16 protein-coding genes and 1 pseudogene are annotated in these 15,327 nt (G+C 69.8%); 2 read left to right on the top strand and 15 right to left on the bottom strand.

Going from position 1 to position 15,327, the window contains the following annotated elements:
* Nucleotides 1-8: 8 nt before the first annotated feature.
* The 14 genes and pseudogenes from ACO2Q1_RS16420 to ACO2Q1_RS16485 form a co-directional block, all read right to left on the bottom strand.
* Nucleotides 9-794, bottom strand: a complete 786-nt coding sequence (locus ACO2Q1_RS16420) for a hypothetical protein (protein ID WP_423330562.1) — start codon at nt 792-794, stop codon at nt 9-11.
* Between the two features lie 3 nt (nt 795-797).
* Nucleotides 798-1,328 (bottom strand): ExbD/TolR family protein, encoded by a 531-nt coding sequence (locus ACO2Q1_RS16425; protein WP_423330563.1) that lies wholly within the window; start codon nt 1,326-1,328, stop codon nt 798-800.
* Between the two features lies 1 nt (nt 1,329).
* Entirely contained in the window at nt 1,330-2,058 is a 729-nt protein-coding gene (gene tolQ / locus ACO2Q1_RS16430; protein WP_423330564.1) for a protein TolQ, read from the bottom strand.
* Between the two features lie 189 nt (nt 2,059-2,247).
* Entirely contained in the window at nt 2,248-2,430 is a 183-nt protein-coding gene (locus tag ACO2Q1_RS16435; RefSeq protein ID WP_423330565.1) for a hypothetical protein, read from the bottom strand.
* A 139-nt stretch (nt 2,431-2,569) separates the two neighbouring features.
* Nucleotides 2,570-4,384: a methyl-accepting chemotaxis protein gene (locus ACO2Q1_RS16440; RefSeq protein WP_423330566.1), complete on the bottom strand. Its 1,815-nt coding sequence runs from the start codon at nt 4,382-4,384 to the stop codon at nt 2,570-2,572.
* Nucleotides 4,385-4,478: 94 nt separating this feature from the next.
* The gene (locus ACO2Q1_RS16445; RefSeq protein ID WP_423330567.1) at nt 4,479-4,940 is read right to left on the bottom strand and encodes a YbgC/FadM family acyl-CoA thioesterase; all 462 of its coding nucleotides are present in this window, start codon (nt 4,938-4,940) and stop codon (nt 4,479-4,481) included.
* Entirely contained in the window at nt 4,937-5,317 is a 381-nt protein-coding gene (locus ACO2Q1_RS16450) for a hypothetical protein (RefSeq protein WP_423330568.1), read from the bottom strand. Before ACO2Q1_RS16450 ends, ACO2Q1_RS16445 begins: the two co-directional genes overlap by 4 nt.
* 111 nt (nt 5,318-5,428) lie before the next feature.
* Nucleotides 5,429-6,403, bottom strand: coding sequence for a DUF4238 domain-containing protein (locus tag ACO2Q1_RS16455; RefSeq protein WP_423330569.1), 975 nt, complete (start codon nt 6,401-6,403; stop codon nt 5,429-5,431).
* Complete coding sequence (gene ruvB / locus ACO2Q1_RS16460; RefSeq protein ID WP_423330570.1) at nt 6,387-7,457, bottom strand: Holliday junction branch migration DNA helicase RuvB; 1,071 nt, start codon at nt 7,455-7,457, stop codon at nt 6,387-6,389. The genes ACO2Q1_RS16455 and ruvB overlap by 17 nt, the downstream gene beginning before the upstream one ends.
* A 115-nt stretch (nt 7,458-7,572) precedes the next feature.
* Entirely contained in the window at nt 7,573-8,190 is a 618-nt protein-coding gene (ruvA, locus tag ACO2Q1_RS16465) for a Holliday junction branch migration protein RuvA (protein WP_423330571.1), read from the bottom strand.
* A gap of 140 nt (nt 8,191-8,330) precedes the next feature.
* A pseudogene (gene ruvC, locus ACO2Q1_RS16470) lies at nt 8,331-8,828 on the bottom strand (crossover junction endodeoxyribonuclease RuvC); the annotation flags it as partial.
* Between the two features lie 52 nt (nt 8,829-8,880).
* A complete protein-coding gene (locus ACO2Q1_RS16475) occupies nt 8,881-10,380 on the bottom strand; it encodes a hypothetical protein (RefSeq protein WP_423330572.1) in 1,500 nt (499 codons plus the stop codon).
* 66 nt (nt 10,381-10,446) lie between these two features.
* Complete coding sequence (locus tag ACO2Q1_RS16480) at nt 10,447-11,772, bottom strand: hypothetical protein (RefSeq protein ID WP_423330573.1); 1,326 nt, start codon at nt 11,770-11,772, stop codon at nt 10,447-10,449.
* A 138-nt stretch (nt 11,773-11,910) separates the two neighbouring features.
* Nucleotides 11,911-12,684 (bottom strand): YebC/PmpR family DNA-binding transcriptional regulator, encoded by a 774-nt coding sequence (locus ACO2Q1_RS16485; protein WP_423330574.1) that lies wholly within the window; start codon nt 12,682-12,684, stop codon nt 11,911-11,913.
* A gap of 170 nt (nt 12,685-12,854) precedes the next feature.
* Between ACO2Q1_RS16485 and ACO2Q1_RS16490 the strand changes: the two genes are divergently transcribed.
* Both ACO2Q1_RS16490 and chrA read left to right on the top strand, forming a co-directional pair.
* Nucleotides 12,855-13,088, top strand: a complete 234-nt coding sequence (locus ACO2Q1_RS16490; protein WP_423330575.1) for a hypothetical protein — start codon at nt 12,855-12,857, stop codon at nt 13,086-13,088.
* 43 nt (nt 13,089-13,131) lie between these two features.
* Nucleotides 13,132-14,376, top strand: a complete 1,245-nt coding sequence (gene chrA / locus ACO2Q1_RS16495; protein WP_423330576.1) for a chromate efflux transporter — start codon at nt 13,132-13,134, stop codon at nt 14,374-14,376.
* Nucleotides 14,377-14,835: 459 nt separating this feature from the next.
* Here the strand turns inward: chrA and ACO2Q1_RS16500 are convergent, their stop codons facing one another.
* Nucleotides 14,836-15,270, bottom strand: a complete 435-nt coding sequence (locus tag ACO2Q1_RS16500) for an acyl-CoA thioesterase (RefSeq protein WP_423330577.1) — start codon at nt 15,268-15,270, stop codon at nt 14,836-14,838.
* Nucleotides 15,271-15,327 lie beyond the last annotated feature (57 nt).

The following is a 15,327-nucleotide window of genomic DNA, read 5'->3' on the forward strand; positions in this document are numbered from 1 at the left end:
CCGGATCGTCATCGGCGGCGGCAGACGGTGGCGGTCTCGAACCGGAACGGCACCTCCTGGGCGGAGAAGCCCTCCGGCAGGTCGAACGGAGAGGTCGCCCGCAGCGCCTGGACGATGCTGTCGGCCCCCGCGCGCCAGGCGGCCCCGCCGCCGCCGCCCTCGACGACGGGATTGCCCTGGATGCGGCCGTCGGCCCCGATGCGCACCCGCACGCGGATGGTCAGCTCATCTCCGCCGGGCAGGTCGCAGACGGCGCGGACGTTCCAGTTGCGCGTCACCTGACGCCCGAGGGCCTGAAGTTGAGGCCCCGTCGCCTGGGAGGCCTGTCCCGCGCCCTGATCGCCGGTCGACGGACGGCCCGGGTTGGGGCGCGGGCGGGGCGGCCCGGCCAGGGCGTCGAGGTCCAGAGACGGCTGGTTGCGCTTGGGCGCCGGCGACGGCGGCCGCGGCCGGGGCGGCGTCGGTCGGGCCTTTTCCGGCGGGCGCGGCTGGGGCGTGGGCGAGGGCCGGGGCGTCGGCGGCGGCGGCGTGGGCGCTGGAGGCGTAGGGGCGGGCGTCGCCTCGGGCGGAGTCTCGACGGGCGCGCTGGCGCCGTCGTCGGTGATGAGCTGCTCGGACGGATTGTCGGGGGCGGCCGCCTCGATCACCTCGCTGGAGATGATCGACACCGGCACGGCGTCAGGCGGCGTCGGCAGGTCGTCATGCGGCCAGGCGACGAACAGCAGGCCCAACGCCCCCGCGTGCAGCAGGGCCGAAACGACGAGGGCCGGAGAGGATTTCGCCCGGGCGGCCAATATCTAGTCGCCCTGCCCGGATTCACCCTGCCCCGCTTCACCCGGCCCTGCGGCGGCGGGATCGGCGATCGGGGTCGCGGGCGTGCTTCCGCCGGCGGTGTCGGTGATCAGGTTCAGCTTCGAAAAGCCCCCGGCCGACAGCCGCGCCATGACCCGCGCCACGGCCTGATAGGGCGCACGGCCGTCGGCGCGCACGAAGATGGGCTTTTCGCCGTTGCCCGTCTCGCCCGCCTCGGCGCCGACGCGGTCCAGCAGACGCTCGAACGTGACCGCGTCCTGGCCGATGAAGATGTCGCCGGACTGGTCGATCGAGACGGTGACGGGCTCATTGTCCGACGGCACGGCGCCGGCCTCGGTCTTGGGCAGTTCGACCGGCACGCCGGTGGTCAGCAGCGGGGCCGAGATCATGAAGATGATCAGCAGCACCAGCATGACGTCCACCAGGGGGGTGACGTTGATCTCGCTCAGCGGCCGCTTCTTGGGCCGTCGCCGTCCGCGCACATGGCCAGCGCCTGCGCCTCCACCCATGGCCATGTCAGTCGTCCCGGCGCGAGGAGGCGGCGGCCGAGGCGGACGAGCCCAGGCGACGCGCCACGGCGGCCTGAAGGTCGTCGGCGAAGCTTTCCAGACGGCCCGAGAACTTGCCCGCGTCGATCGAGAACTTGTTGTAGGCGATATAGGCCGGGATGGCCGCCGCCAGGCCGATGGCCGTGGCGAACAGGGCCTCGGAGATCGCCGGCGCCACGGTGGTCAGATTGGTGTTGCCCGCCGAGGCGATGCTGCCGAACGCCCGCATGATGCCCCACACCGTGCCGAACAGGCCGATGAAGGGCGAGGAGGTGGCCACAACCGACAGCACGCCCAGGCCGTTCTCGACCCGCTGGCTCTCGCGGGCGATGATCGAATCCAGCGACCGGTCGATGCGGGCGATCAGCAGATTGCCCTGCTGTTCGGTCAGGGCGCCGCGCGCCCGCGTCTCGCGCCAGTCGGACAGGGCCGAGACCAGCATGCGCGGCAGGGCGTGCTCCGGGTTCGGGCCGGCCTTCTGGGCGATCTCCTCCAGAGACCGGCCGGAGGCCAGTTCGTTCTCGAAGGCGTCCGCCTGGCGGTTCAGGGAGGCAAAGCGGACCGCCTTGTCCAGGATCACGCCCCACGACCAGACCGAGGCCACGGCCAGGCCGATCATGATCCCCTTCACCACCCAGTCGGCGGCCAGAAACAGGGCGACCGGGTTCATCATGGATTCGGCGACGGGTTCGACCATGGAGCCTCTCTGGCGATGCGGGTTCGCAAGGACCACGACCCTAACCGGCGCCGTGACGATAGTAAGGCCGTCAAAGCCCGCGCCGCGCGTCGCCGTCAAGCCGATGCGCGCGGGAGGGGACGATTTGTCGATATGCGAGGTCGGCCGGCGCCAAATCGCGACGCGATCCCGCCGCGACCGATCGGGCCCCTAGGGTCTGCGTTTCACCGAATGGATGCGCCGGCCGGCGACGCCGAGGTGCACGGCCTTCAGACTGGCGTCCTCCTCCAGTCCGGCGACGCAGTGGTCATAGGCTTCGACGACATCCCCGAAGATCAGGGCCTGAACGGAGCGGGATCCGTCTGCGGATTCGCGTTCGACTTCGTATTCCACGGCAGGACTTCCGCTCTGAGAGGCGAAAGTGTGCGGCGTGCGTCACCGATCTCTTCCAGCCGCGAACGCCCAGGGTCTCCGGCTCGCGATGGCACCAGCCTACTCCCTTCGGCCGTGGATGTCGCCTTCCGAATCGACGTCAGGCCGCCAGACGGCCGCCAGACCCCATGTCTTCGGCCGGAAGACGGAAGTGCAAGAGCAGATCGGTCATCCGCCGCGCCTCGTCGGCGAGCCGATGGCTGGCGGCGGTGGTCTGCTCGACCATGGCCGCATTCTGCTGCGTGGCCTGATCCATCTGGTTCACCGCCTGGTTGATCTGGCCGAGGCCTGTCGACTGCTCGCGCGTCGAGGCGGAAATCTCGGCGACCAGGTCGTCGATGGCGGCGGCCTGACGCACGATGCCGTCGAGGACTCCGCCGGTCTGCCGGACCAGATTCACGCCGGCGCCGACGCGGGCCCCGGAAATGGAAATCAGGCCCTTGATCTCCTTGGCGGCGTCGGCCGAACGCTGGGCCAGCCCCCGAACTTCCGAGGCGACGACGGCGAAGCCCCGACCTGCGTCGCCCGCGCGCGCGGCCTCCACGCCGGCGTTCAGGGCCAGCAGATTGGTCTGGAAGGCGATTTCATCGATGACGCCGATGATCTGGCTGATTTCGGACGAGGAGCGTTCGATCTCGCTCATCGCCTCGACCGCCTGCCGGGCGACGTCGCCGCCGGCCTGGGCCGCCTCGCGCGCGGCTCTCGCGGCTTCGTCCGCCTGTCCGGCGCCCGTCGCGGCCTGACGCACCGTGGCCGTGATCTCGTCCAGCGCGGCGGCGGTCTCCTCCAGACCCGCAGCCTGTTGCTCGGTCCGGCGGGACAGGTCGTCGGTGGCGGAACGGATCTCGCCGGCGCCTGAACTCAGCATGTCCGCCGCCCGGGCGACGGCGCGGAGCACGCCGCCCAACCGTTCCGCGGTCAGGTTGAAATCGGCCTTCAGCCGCTCGGCCTTGGGCGGCAGGTCCGCTGTGATCCTGTGCGTCAGGTCTCCGTCGGCCAGGGCTTCCAGGCCCTGGCTCAGCGCGAGGATGATGGCCTGATCGCCCTGACCCTCGACCGCACGCAGACGTTCGGCTTCCCGGCGCTCGCTCTCGGTTTCCGCGCGCGCCGCATCCGCCTCGGTTTCCAGACGTCGGCGCTGCACCTCGGCGTCGCGGAAGGCGCTGACGGCCCGCGCCATGCGGCCGATGTCATCCTGACGCGAGACGCCGGGCGTCTCGATGTCCGTGCGGCCTTGCGCCAGTCCGCTCATCGCCTCGCCCAGGGCGCCCAGCGGACGGAACATGCGCCGGCACAGCAAGACCCCCGCCGCCGACGTCATCAGCACCACCGCCAGGCCGAGACCCAGCAGCCAGTTCCGCGTCGCCGTCACCGAGGCCATGAAGTCCGCCTGGGGGATGCCGACATACAGAACCCCGATCACGCCGCCGGACGCGTCGCGAATGGGATCATAGGCGACGAAGAAAGGGGTCCCCAGGATATCGGCCTTGCCGCGATACGGACGGCCGTCACGCAGGACGGCGTCATAGACGGGGCCCTTGGCCAATTGGGTTCCCACCGCGCGCGAGCCGTCCGGCTTGGAGACGTTGGTGGTCACCCTCACATCGCCCTGGAACACCGTCGCCGTGCCGCCGACGAGGGTCTTGATGCGGTCTACCGGTCCGAAATTGTCGTTCAGCCTCGTATCCCCGACGTAGAGGGCGTCGCCGCGAACGGAGAAGGCGCTGCCGTGGCGGCCGAGGACCTCCCACGCGACCCTCATATTGGTTTCCTGCCGCTCCAGCGCCCTGGCCTCCGCCTCGCGCGTCATCAGCAGGGGGGCCGCGACCAGCAACGTCCCGCCGAGCAGGGTCAGGGCGACGACGATCAGGGTCGTCACCTTTGCGGCGAGCGAAAGGGAGGAGAGAGTCTTCAACTGCGGAGTCCTGCCGAGATTGGGCGCACCGGAGGGCGCTGCTTCAGTCCTCAACAGACCCGACCAGTCTTAAAATGCGGAAAACCCGTCCGCGTCAGACCGCCGCACCCGCCGCCAGCCAGGGGCGGACGCCGTCCATCAGGGCCTGGGTCGGGCGCATGGGCCGTCCGTCCAGCCGGATGCAGACCGCCGTCACCTCGGCCTCGCACAGGATCTCGTCGCCGCGCGTGATGCGCTGGCGGATGAACAGGCGCGGGCCCTTCACGGCGTCATAGGTGGTGCGCACCACGAGGGCGTCGTCGATCCGCGCCGGCTTCAGGAACTTCAGCCCCATCTCCGCCACCACGAAGGCGCTGGGGGTATCCCCGTCCAGGAGTTCGGCATGGCCCGCCGTGGTCAGCCGCAGGAAGTCCGACCGCCCCCGCTCGAAATAGCGCACGTAGTTGGCGTGATAGACCAGGCCGGTGAAGTCGGTGTCCTCGTAATAGACGCGCACCGGCAGGCGATGCTCGCGCCCCTCGAAGCGGCCCGCCGTAGGTAGATCCGGCGCGCTCACGCCGCCGCCGCCGGTCGGGGAGGCGCGGTCAGGAAGCCGGGGCAGTCGCGATCCTGCATGGCCTTGAACTCCTCCGGCAACGGATCGTCGGCGAACAGGATGCGGTTGGGACGCGAGACGAAGGCCGTCACCGCCTCCTGCCCCCTCAACCCGGCATAGCCGCACAGGGCCGGACCCCGCCCGGCGACGACGTAGCGGACCTCGGCCTGGGCGCCGCGCTGGGCCTTGACCTGGGCCGCGACCCGCTCGCCCGGCTCGGGCGGGGCCGCGCCCCATCGCGCGCCGCGCGTGGCCGCGAACACGCACACGGCGCCGAGCGCGAGGACCAGAATCCCCAGCACCGTCGCCAGTCGCTGTACGTTCAGACGTCGCGCCATCGCGCCAGCATGCCGGGCTTCGCCGCGCCAGGAAAGGCTTATGCGATGCAGTCGCGCGCTCTCGCAAGCGCCTCGACACAGATCCAGCACCGGCTCTAGATCATTTCCCTACTAGGGGCGGCGTTTCACTACTACTTCAGCGTATGGACCGCCACCATCGATGTGGAAACTAAACCCTGCCTCCCGAAATCGTTTGGCTAGGTCGACGAATAAATCTGATTTTTTATGAGAATATAAGAATCGATCTGCACCGGAAGCCCTCATTTCATTCAGAATCTGAACATTTTGACTTGGCAACCAAATATCATCTTCGGGAGTTTTGATTCCACAGATCAAGAGCATTATGCTGGGTGAAATTGGAAGCGTGATTTCTGATGCCGAGTTCGCAAACCCGCCGTCACAATACGGCCAAATCATCTTATCGTCGGGGACAAATCGATGGACTGGACAATCGCTCGAAATAAAGTAGCCCGACTGCGGCCGAACCAACTTCCATTCTCTTTTTGACAAAATTCTCGTTATTTGAGGAGCAGCCCTCAATATAGACAAACCTCGACTTTGATTTACCTCAACTTTGTGACGCGATTTGTCGCTATGAAAACGCCAAATACCTTCCCGGTTTTCTGTCCTCGAACGATTATCTCTATCGTAGCGATCTAACTGCTTTTCAAACCGATCTCTGGTTCGCCATTCGGTATTGATCTTCAGCTGCACAAACTGTCCGTAACCTGCGGCTGCAGCACGGATCAGCGAAGGAGAGCGAAGATAAAGTGTGGCAACAAAGGCAGCGAAACGCTCCTTGTCATCACCTTGGGGCACCACACCAGCCGCGAGGTGATCATACCCGGCCGACGCTTCTTGCTCTATCTCTGTGAGCCAGTCGTCGATGTCGTCTCGCCATTTTCCAGATTGGTCCCGGACCGAATAGAAGTTCGAACTGAACCCTGTCTCTGAGGGGCGACTTGGACGGGACACGCCACTGTCCATATCGTGCGTCCAGATCATGCCCCTCGGACTGTCGCCGACAAATCGCCGAAGGTGGAGTTGCGGAACGTAGTGCTGTCGCTTCTTACGAAGGCTGGCCATCGGAAGGCTCAAGCTGGGACGACGGAAAAAGGTCGCCCGGAACCGCCCCGGCAGGTTTCGGCGGCTCGGCCAGGCCCAGGTGGCTGTAGGCCCGGGCGCAGGCCATGCGGCCGCGCGGGGTGCGTTGGATGAAGCCCTGCTGCAGCAGATAGGGCTCGATCACGTCCTCGACCGCGTCGCGCGCCTCGGCGATGGCGGCCGCCAGCGTGTCCATGCCGACCGGCCCACCGCCATAGTTCTCGATCAGGGCCTTGAGGAACCGACGGTCCAGACTGTCCAGACCCGCCTCGTCCACCTCCAGCCGGGCCAGGGCGCGGGCCGCGACCATCCGGTCGATGCTGGCCGCGCCTTCGGCCGAACCGAAGTCCCGGACCCGGCGCAGCAGCCGACCGGCCACGCGCGGCGTGCCCCGCGACCGTGCGGCGATCTCTCGCGCCCCGTCCTCGGTGATCGCCGCCCCCATCTTGCGCGCCGTGCCCATGACCACCTTCGTCAGCTCGTCGGCGGTGTAGAACTCCAGCCGCAGCGGAATGCCGAACCGGTCGCGCAGCGGCGTGGCCAGCAGCCCCGCCCGCGTCGTCGCCCCCACCAGGGTGAAGGGCGCCAGGTCGATCCGCACGCTGCGCGCCGACGGCCCCTCGCCGATGATCAGGTCCAGCACATGGTCCTCCATGGCCGGATAGAGGATTTCCTCCACCGCCGGGGCCAGCCGGTGGATCTCATCGATGAACAGGACGTCGCGCGGCTCCAGATTGGTCAGGATCGCCGCCAGGTCGCCCGCCTTGGCCAGGATCGGGCCGGAGGTGGCGCGGAAGCCGACGCCCAGCTCGCGCGACACGATCTGGGCCAGGGTCGTCTTGCCCAGGCCCGGAGGGCCGAACAGCAGGACGTGGTCCAGGGCCTCGGCCCGGCCGCGCGCCGCCTCGATGAAGACCTTCAGATTGCCCTTGGCCTGCTCCTGCCCCACGAAATCCGACAGGGTCTGGGGCCGCAGGGCGCGGTCATAGGCCTCGCCTGGGGCCGGGTCGGCGGAGATGATGCGGTCGTCGGTCATGTCAGGTTGGTGAAGAGTGCTAGTGAGCGAAGGGGTGAGCAGGGCCTTGCCGGACCCGGACGCCATTCGCTCACCTCTCGCTCACTAGCACTCTTCACTCCTCGCCCACCTCTCCTCACCGCCCCAACTCCTGCAGGGCCGCGCGGATCACCGCCGACAGGTCGGCATCCGCCCCCAGCCGGATCAGGGCCTGATCCACGGCCCGGCGCGCATTGACCTCGGCCACGCCCAGACCCAGTAGGGCGGAGACCGCCTCTCCGGTGATCGAGGGCGCGGGCGGAGCGGCCTCGACATGAACGCCGGGCGCGGACGGCGTGAACGACACATCCCCCAGCGGCTTGCCTTTCAGCTCCGTGACGATCCGGACGGCCAGTTTCGGCCCCACGCCGTTGGCCCGTGCAACCGCCGCCTTGTCCTCGCGCGCCACGGCCCCGGCCAGTTCGGCGGGCGGGAGGACGTCGAGCACCGACAGGGCGGCCTTGGGGCCGACGCCCTGGATGCCGGTCAGGGTGGTGAAGGCCCGGCGCTCGTCGCGGCCGAGGAAGCCGTAGAGCCGGGGCCCGTTCTCGGCCGACCAGGCGCTCTCGATATGCAGGGTCGCTTCGCAGCCCGGCGCCGGCAGCCGTTGCAGGGTCCGCGCCCCGCAGGTCACCACATAGCCGACGCCGCCGCAGTCGATCAGGCAATGCCCCTCCTCGACCTCGGCCAGCACCCCGCGCAGACGGCCGATCATGACGCGATCCTCCCCCGTTGGGGGAGATGGCGCGGCGCGCCTTCGCGCCGTGACGGAGGGGGCTCACCGCGAAGACGGCGTCCGGCTCCAGCCCCCTCCACCGCTTCGCGGTCCCCCTCCCCCAATGGGGGAGGAATAAGCAACGCCCGCTTGCGCATCTGCGCGTGTGTGATGGCCACAGCCAGGGCGTCGGCCGCATCGGCCGTCACATCCCCCGCCGCCGGCAGCAGCCGTTTCACCATGAAGGCGATCTGGCCCTTGTCGGCGTGACCGGCGCCGACCACCGCCTTCTTGATCAGATTGGGCGCGTACTCGGCGACCGACAGGCCATGCCGCGCCGGGGCCAGCATCACCGCCGCCCGCGCATGGCCCAGTTTCAGGGTCGAGGCCGGGTTCATGTTGACGAATACCTCCTCGATCGCCGCCTCCTCGCAGCCATGGGCGGCGCAGATGTCGCCCACGGCCTCCAGCAGGTGCAGCAGACGCGCGCTGAAGGGCGCCTTTTCATCCGGCGTCACCACCCCGTGGGCGATCCAGCGCAGGCGCGACCCTTCCGCCGCCACCACGCCCCAGCCGGTGCGGCGCAGCCCGGGATCGAGCCCCAGAATACGGACAGGGTGAGTCGAAGCGTTCGTCATTCGTTCCTGTCATGCCCGAAACAAGGTTTACGGACAATGACCGAGACGCAGCTCAGTCCCGCGCCGCCCGCCAGGCGGTCATCACCTGCGCCCGGAAGATCATCGACCACCGACGCAGGGTGGTGCGGGTCTCGGCGTCGTCCCCCGCCGCCAGGGCGTAGTCCCGGAACGCCAGGGCGGACCGGCGCGTCTGACCATAGGCCTCGGGGGCGTCACCTTCGTCCATGGCCATGGCCGATCGCAGCAGGGCGGCGACGCCCAGGGTCTGCCAGAACACCACGCCCCGCGCCTCGGCCTGGGCCATCTCGTCGGTCAGGGCGCGGGCCTCGTCCCGGCGCCCGGCCTTGAACAGGGCGTTGGCCAGGACCAGCATGCGCATCTGCACCTCGGGGTGATCCGGTCCGGCCTCGGCGCGCGCGGCGTCCAGGGCCAGGCGGGTCAGATGCAGGCCTTCGTCGAAGCGGGAGGCTCCGGGCGTCGCGGTCAGCGTCAGCCGCTCGCCCAGCGCGCGCGCCGCCCGCAACGGCGGTCCGTTCAGACGCGCGCCCGGCGGAGCCAGCGCCAGCACCGCGCGATAGAGGCTCTCGGCCTCTCCGCCGTCGGCCGTGTCCCAGTCCTCGGCGACCGACAGGACGTCGGCCAGATCGAGCCGGGCCCGCAGCGCGCCTGGGTCCATGTCGCCGAGGCGGGCCGCCATCCGGGTGGCGCGTTCGCGGTGCAGTTGGATGGCCGCATCGAACAGACCCTGCTGCTCCGCCAGATTCGCGCGGTCGGCCAGGGCCAGCTCCTGCGCCTCATCGCCGCCTGCGGAGGTGGTCAGCTCCGCCAGCCGCAGCCGGGTGGAGCGTTCGGCCGGCCGGTCGTTCAGACGGGCGTAGGCCTCGGCCAGGGCGCCGCCCACCACCCGCGCGGCCTCGGTCTGACCCGCGCGCTGATTGTAGGCGAAGGACGCCTCCAGCCAGCCCACCACCTCGTCCGGGCGTCCGCGTCGCATCGCCGCCGCGGCCAGGGCCAGACGCATCCGGTCGGTGTGCAGACTGTCCGGCCCAAACCGTCTGAGCGCCAGGGCCAGGCCCGGCCCGGCCACCGTCCGGGCGCGCACGTCCTGTTCCAGATTGCTGAAGCTCTCGGCCCAGCGGGCCTGGACGATCACGTCGGCTTCGGAGCCCTTGCCGTTGCGCTCGCGCACCAGGGCGGCCAGCGCCGCCCAGTGCGGCTCCGCCTCGGCGTAGCGCCCGGCGTCCGACAGGGCCGTGGCGTAGGCGAACCGCACCTCGGCCGTCGCATTCGTCGGCCAGTCCGCCTGAACCGCCGCCCAGCGCGCCGCGACCGGGTCCAGCGGATCCGGAGCAGCGGGCGAGGCGGGGGTCGCGGCGGGGGTCGCGGCGGGGGCCTCCGCCTGCGGCTGTTGGGCCCAGGCGGCTCGGGGGACGGCGACGCCGAGCGTCAGAACCGCGCCGAGAAGGCACGCCGAAATGCCGATGCGGCCGCGCATCCCGGCGCGACCTCGCGCCGGGCCGCTCCGCATGCCCGAAGAGCGGGAGAAGGCCATGGCCCACCCTGCCCCAAGGACTGGGCCGGGCGAAGTCTCCGAATCTGACGCGCGCCGCGCCTCCCGTCAGGCGCTGCGGGCCAGGCCTTCCAGCGACGCCGCCGCCCGGTCGCGCCGCGCTACGTCCAGGGCGGCGGCGGTGATGGCCGCCTGGGCCCGCGCCGCGTCCAACTCGGACTTCAGGCCGTCGATCTGTTCGGTCAGGGCCGCCGCCTGTGCGTCGCGGTCGGACTCCAGCTTGCGCATCTGGCCTTCCAGGCGCTGGGCCCGGGCCTCGCTGCGGCTCAGGGCCTTTTCGTGCGCCGCCGCCGTGCGCGCCAACCCCTCGGCGCGATCGACCGCCGCCAGCCGCGCCGCCTCCATGGCCGCCTGGGCCTGGCGCGTCTCCTCGGCGCCCGCCTCCAGATCCTGGATGCGCTCCAGCGCCCGGTCCAGCCGGGTGCGCAGCTCCAGCGCGCGGCGCTCGCTGGCCTGGCCGCCTCCGCGCAGATCACCCAGTTCGGCTGTCAGGTCGGCGTTCAGGGTCTCCAGCCGGTCGCCCCGCGCGGTCAGGGCGTCCAGCCGCGCCTGCAACGACGCCGCCTCCTGCCGGGCCGTCTCGCCGTGCGCCTCCAGCGACCGCATGGCGCGGGCCGCCTCGGCCTGTTCCCCGGTGGCGCGGGCGCGCTCCGTCGTCAGCTGGCTTTCCAGCGAGGCCTCGATGCGCGACAGCCGCGCGACCTCGGCGGCGGCCTCCTCAAGCCGTCGTTTCAGGGCGACGTTCTCGTCCTGGACCAGCACCAGATCGCGGGCGGCCCGGGCCCGGCCGGACTCGGCCTCGGCCTGACGCGTCTCCACCGCCTCGCGTTCGGCGCGCAGGGCGGTCAGATCCTGCTCGAGCTGGCGCGCCCGCTGAACGCTGTCGCGGTCCGACGCCTTGAAGGCCTCGGCCTGGCCGTTGGCCTGGGCCAGGGCGGCGCCGAGCCGATCGGCCTCCAGCCGCGCCTCCTGGGCCAGCAGCGCCTGTTCCTCCTGCCGGGCCTCGGCCTCCTCGAGCCGCCGCTCGGCCGCCGACAGGGCCTGCCCCAGGCGACGCGCCTCGACCGTCAGCGATTCGATACGACCGCCGGCCTGTTCCTGGGCCGCGCGCAGCTGCACCAGTTCGACATATTCGCTGCGCCGGATCTCGTATTCGGCCTCCAGCGGGGTGCGGATCCCGCCGAGCAGAGGCTCCAGACCGCGCAGCTGCTGGGCCAGCCGGTTCAGCTGCTCCAGCCCCTCCTGCACCGCCTCATAGCGTTCGCCGATGGCGCCGGGGCCGACCTCCGACGCGGATTTCTGACGGTCGTGGCGCGGACGTTCGGCGCGGCCTGACGCGGCCCCGAGGGCGCGGTCGATCCTGGACAACAGCATATTCCCATCCCTGCCTGGTCTTCACCCAGGCGAACGACGCGAGCTGCCCCCACTCTCAGACGCGAATCGACCCTTACGGGTCACCTGCTCTCCCGTTATCCGCGAACGGCCAAGCTGTCGAGCCGGTGCGCGGTCATGTCATCCCGCGTATTTGGCGGCGTCCTCGTCGGACACGTCCTCGTTGGAATAGACGGCCGAGACGTCATCCTCGGCGTCCAGGGCGTCCAGCAGCTTGAACAGGGTTCCGACCGCGTCGCCGGTGACCGGAACCTCGGTCTGGGGCTTCCAGACGATGGCGGTCGATTTCGGATCGCCCAGCACCTTGGACATGGCCTCGGCCACCTCGTTCAGATCCTCGAACGCGGTCCAGATGGTGTGGCCGGGCGCGTCCTCATAGATGTCGGGCTTGACCAGATCGCTCTCGACGTCCTGGGCGCCGGCCTCGATGGCGGCCTCCATGACGGCGTCTTCGCTGCCCGCCTCGGCGGCGTAGGTGATCTTGCCCACCTTGTCCCACATGAAGGCGACCGAGTTCATCTCGCCCAGGGCGCCGCCGTTCTTGGAGAAGGCGGCGCGGATGTTCGATCCGGCGCGATTGCGGTTGTCGGTCAGGGCCTCGACGATGATGCCCACCCCGCCGGGGCCGCGGCCTTCGTAGCGAACCTCTTCCATCGTGTCGGCGTCGCCCGACGAGGCCTTGTTGATGGCGCGCTGGATGACGTCCTTGGGCAGGCTCTCGGCCTTGGCGTTGTTCACCGCCAGACGCAGGCGCGGGTTCATGGCCGGGTCGGGCATGCCCGACTTGGCCGCGACGGTGATGTCGCGCGAAAGCTTGGAGAACAGCTTGGACCGGGCGGCGTCGGCGCGGCCCTTGCGGTGCATGATGTTCTTGAATTTGGAATGGCCGGCCATGTGCGTCGCCCTGGGTCTCGTCTGGGATTATCGCTCGGTGAGGCGCGCCCTCTAGCCGATGCGGCGGCGGCTGTCACCGATGGCGGATTCGCCGACCGCCGCCTATTTTCACTCGGAACCGGCGACGCTTCGGCGTATTCATCCCGCAACGAGAACAGGAGGCGCCCGCCATGACCGACGACCGAGACCCGCACGGCGACGCCCCCACCGCCTTCTACGACGCCGAAGGCCACGACGACCACGGCGTCTATATGGACCCCGACACGCCCGACATCGTGGAATGGTACGAGGCCCGGCCCGTCACCGTCTCGACCGCCGCCGCGACGGGTTCGCTGTTCGGCGCCTTTGCGCTGGGGGTGCTGGCCACCCTGGCCGTGGTGGCCATCGTCCGCCGCGACGACTGATCCGGCGGGCAGGACGGCCGCACGCGGTTTCGGGGGAAGCCGGATGTCCGATCCGCAGCCGCAAGCGCCCCAGGCGCCGATCGACATCGGCCTGAGTCGCCTGTTTCTGAAATTCCTCGGTTTCGGCGTCCTGGCCTTCGGCGGACCGGCCGCGCAGATCGCCATGCTGAAGCGCGAACTGGTCGAACGCGAGGGCTGGATGTCCCCGGCCCGTTTCAACCGGGTGCTGGCTGTGATGCAGGCCCTGCCCGGCCCGGAGGCGCACGAGCTGTGCGTGCATATGGGGATGCGGGCGCGGGGGCGGATGGGCGGGATCCTGGCCGGGCTCGGCTTCATGGCCCCCGGCTTCCTGCTGATGATGGGGCTCGCCGCCGCCTACCAGACCCTCGACCTGCGCCACCCCCTGATCGCCGGGGCCCTGCTCGGCGTCCAGGCGGGCGTGATCGGCCTGATCGCCCGCGCCACCGGCCGCATCGCCGCCCACGCCCTGGGCGACCGCGGACTGTGGATCGCGGCGGCGGCGGCGGCCGGAGCGACCCTGGCCGGCGTCGCCTTCTGGATCGTCCTGCCCGCCTGCGGCCTGGCCTACGCCGCCGTCCGGACCGGCCGTCATGGCCTCGCCGCGATCGTCGTCGCGGTGGCCGTTGCGCTCGGCCTCGCGAGCGTCGCGTGGGGGCCGGGCGTCGGGCCCGGAATCGCCCCGGCCCCTGGTGGCACCGTTGTCGTGGCCGAACCCGCGTCCCTCGTCCTGCTGTTCGTCGCCGGTCTGAAAGCCGGTCTGCTGACGTTCGGCGGCGCCTATACCGCCATTCCCTTCGTGCGCGACGACACCGTGCCGCGCGGCTGGGTCCAGGACGGCGCCTTTCTGGACGGCCTGGCCCTATCCAGCGCCCTGCCCGCGCCCCTGATCATCTTCGTGACCTTCGTCGGCTATCTGGCCGGCGGACCGTGGGGCGCCTTGGCGATGACGGCCGGGGTCTTCCTGCCCGCCTTCGCCCTGCCGTTGATCTTCCATGACCGTCTGGAGGCGGTGGTGGAGAACCCGCGCCTTCACGCCCTGCTGGAGGGCGTCACGGCCGGGGTGGTCGGCCTGATCGCCGTCACGGCGCTACAACTCGGATGGGGCCTGGTCCAGCCGAGGCTGGACGACGCCCTCGCCCTGGCGGCCATCGTCGTCATCGGGGCGTTGGCTTATTTGCTGCTGATCCGATGGACGCGCCCGATAGCCGCGCCCGCCGTGCTGTCGGCGGCCGCCATCGCCGGGGCTGTGATGTTGACGGGTGGTTGAGGCCTGATCCGGGTCCGTTCCTCAAATGTCGTCGCGACGGGCGGGAGCGGGCGGCCCATTGCCAATCCTCCGGCTTCCGTTAGTCGTGCCGCATGAGGTTTCGGCTGCTTTTAATCTTGCCTCTCGCTGCGTGCACGGCGCGCGCCGACCTCGCACCGGCCACGTCGGCTGGAATTTCTGCGCCGGAACTATTGCGGACCACGACGACGATCGAGGAGGGCTGCGGCTTGCCCGCACGATCTCTTCTGCATCCCGACGGCAGTCGAAATCTGCGGATCAATGCGATTTCTGTGCAGGTGACCTACCTGCAATTCGCATGTGTCATGGAAGGCATCCACAAGGCAGGACTGAGCCGCCGCGGCACGCGGATCCTGGTGACTGGCGGCGATGCCCAGAGGTAGGTGAAGACGCCAGCTTCATGCTCCTCCCACCGCGTTCCGACAGGGATGGAGCCCTAAGTCACTCCGCCTTCAAGTTCTCCACCACCGCCTTCAGCTTGCCCGAGACCGGTTTGGGCCGGCGGGTGTCGCGGTCGACGTAGACGTGGACGAAATGGCCGATGGCGGCGGGCGTCGTCGTGCCGCGACGGAAGACGGCGAAGCCGTAGCGCACGCTGGACGTGCCGATGTGGTCGACCTTGATCCCCACCTCGATCACGTCGGGAAAGGCCAGGGACGAGGTGTAGCGACAGCCCGAATCCACCACCAGGCCGATCGACTCATCGAGGGCGTCGGCGATCAGCAGATGGGCGTTCACGGCCGAATCCACGAACTCGTAGAATTTGGCGTTGTTGATGTGGCCGTACTGGTCGTTGTCGGCCCAGCGGGTGGAGACCATGTGGAAGGCGCGATAGGTGCTGCGTTCGGCCGACTTGCCTTCGTCACGGGCGGGCATGTTCGGGAATCCTCCGTTTCTTGTTGTTTCGACCGTCGAGCTTGGCCGACGTGGCGT

Origin of the sequence: Brevundimonas sp. VNH65, assembly GCF_049445955.1 — a bacterium.
In the GTDB taxonomy this organism is placed as follows: Bacteria; Pseudomonadota; Alphaproteobacteria; order Caulobacterales; family Caulobacteraceae; genus Brevundimonas.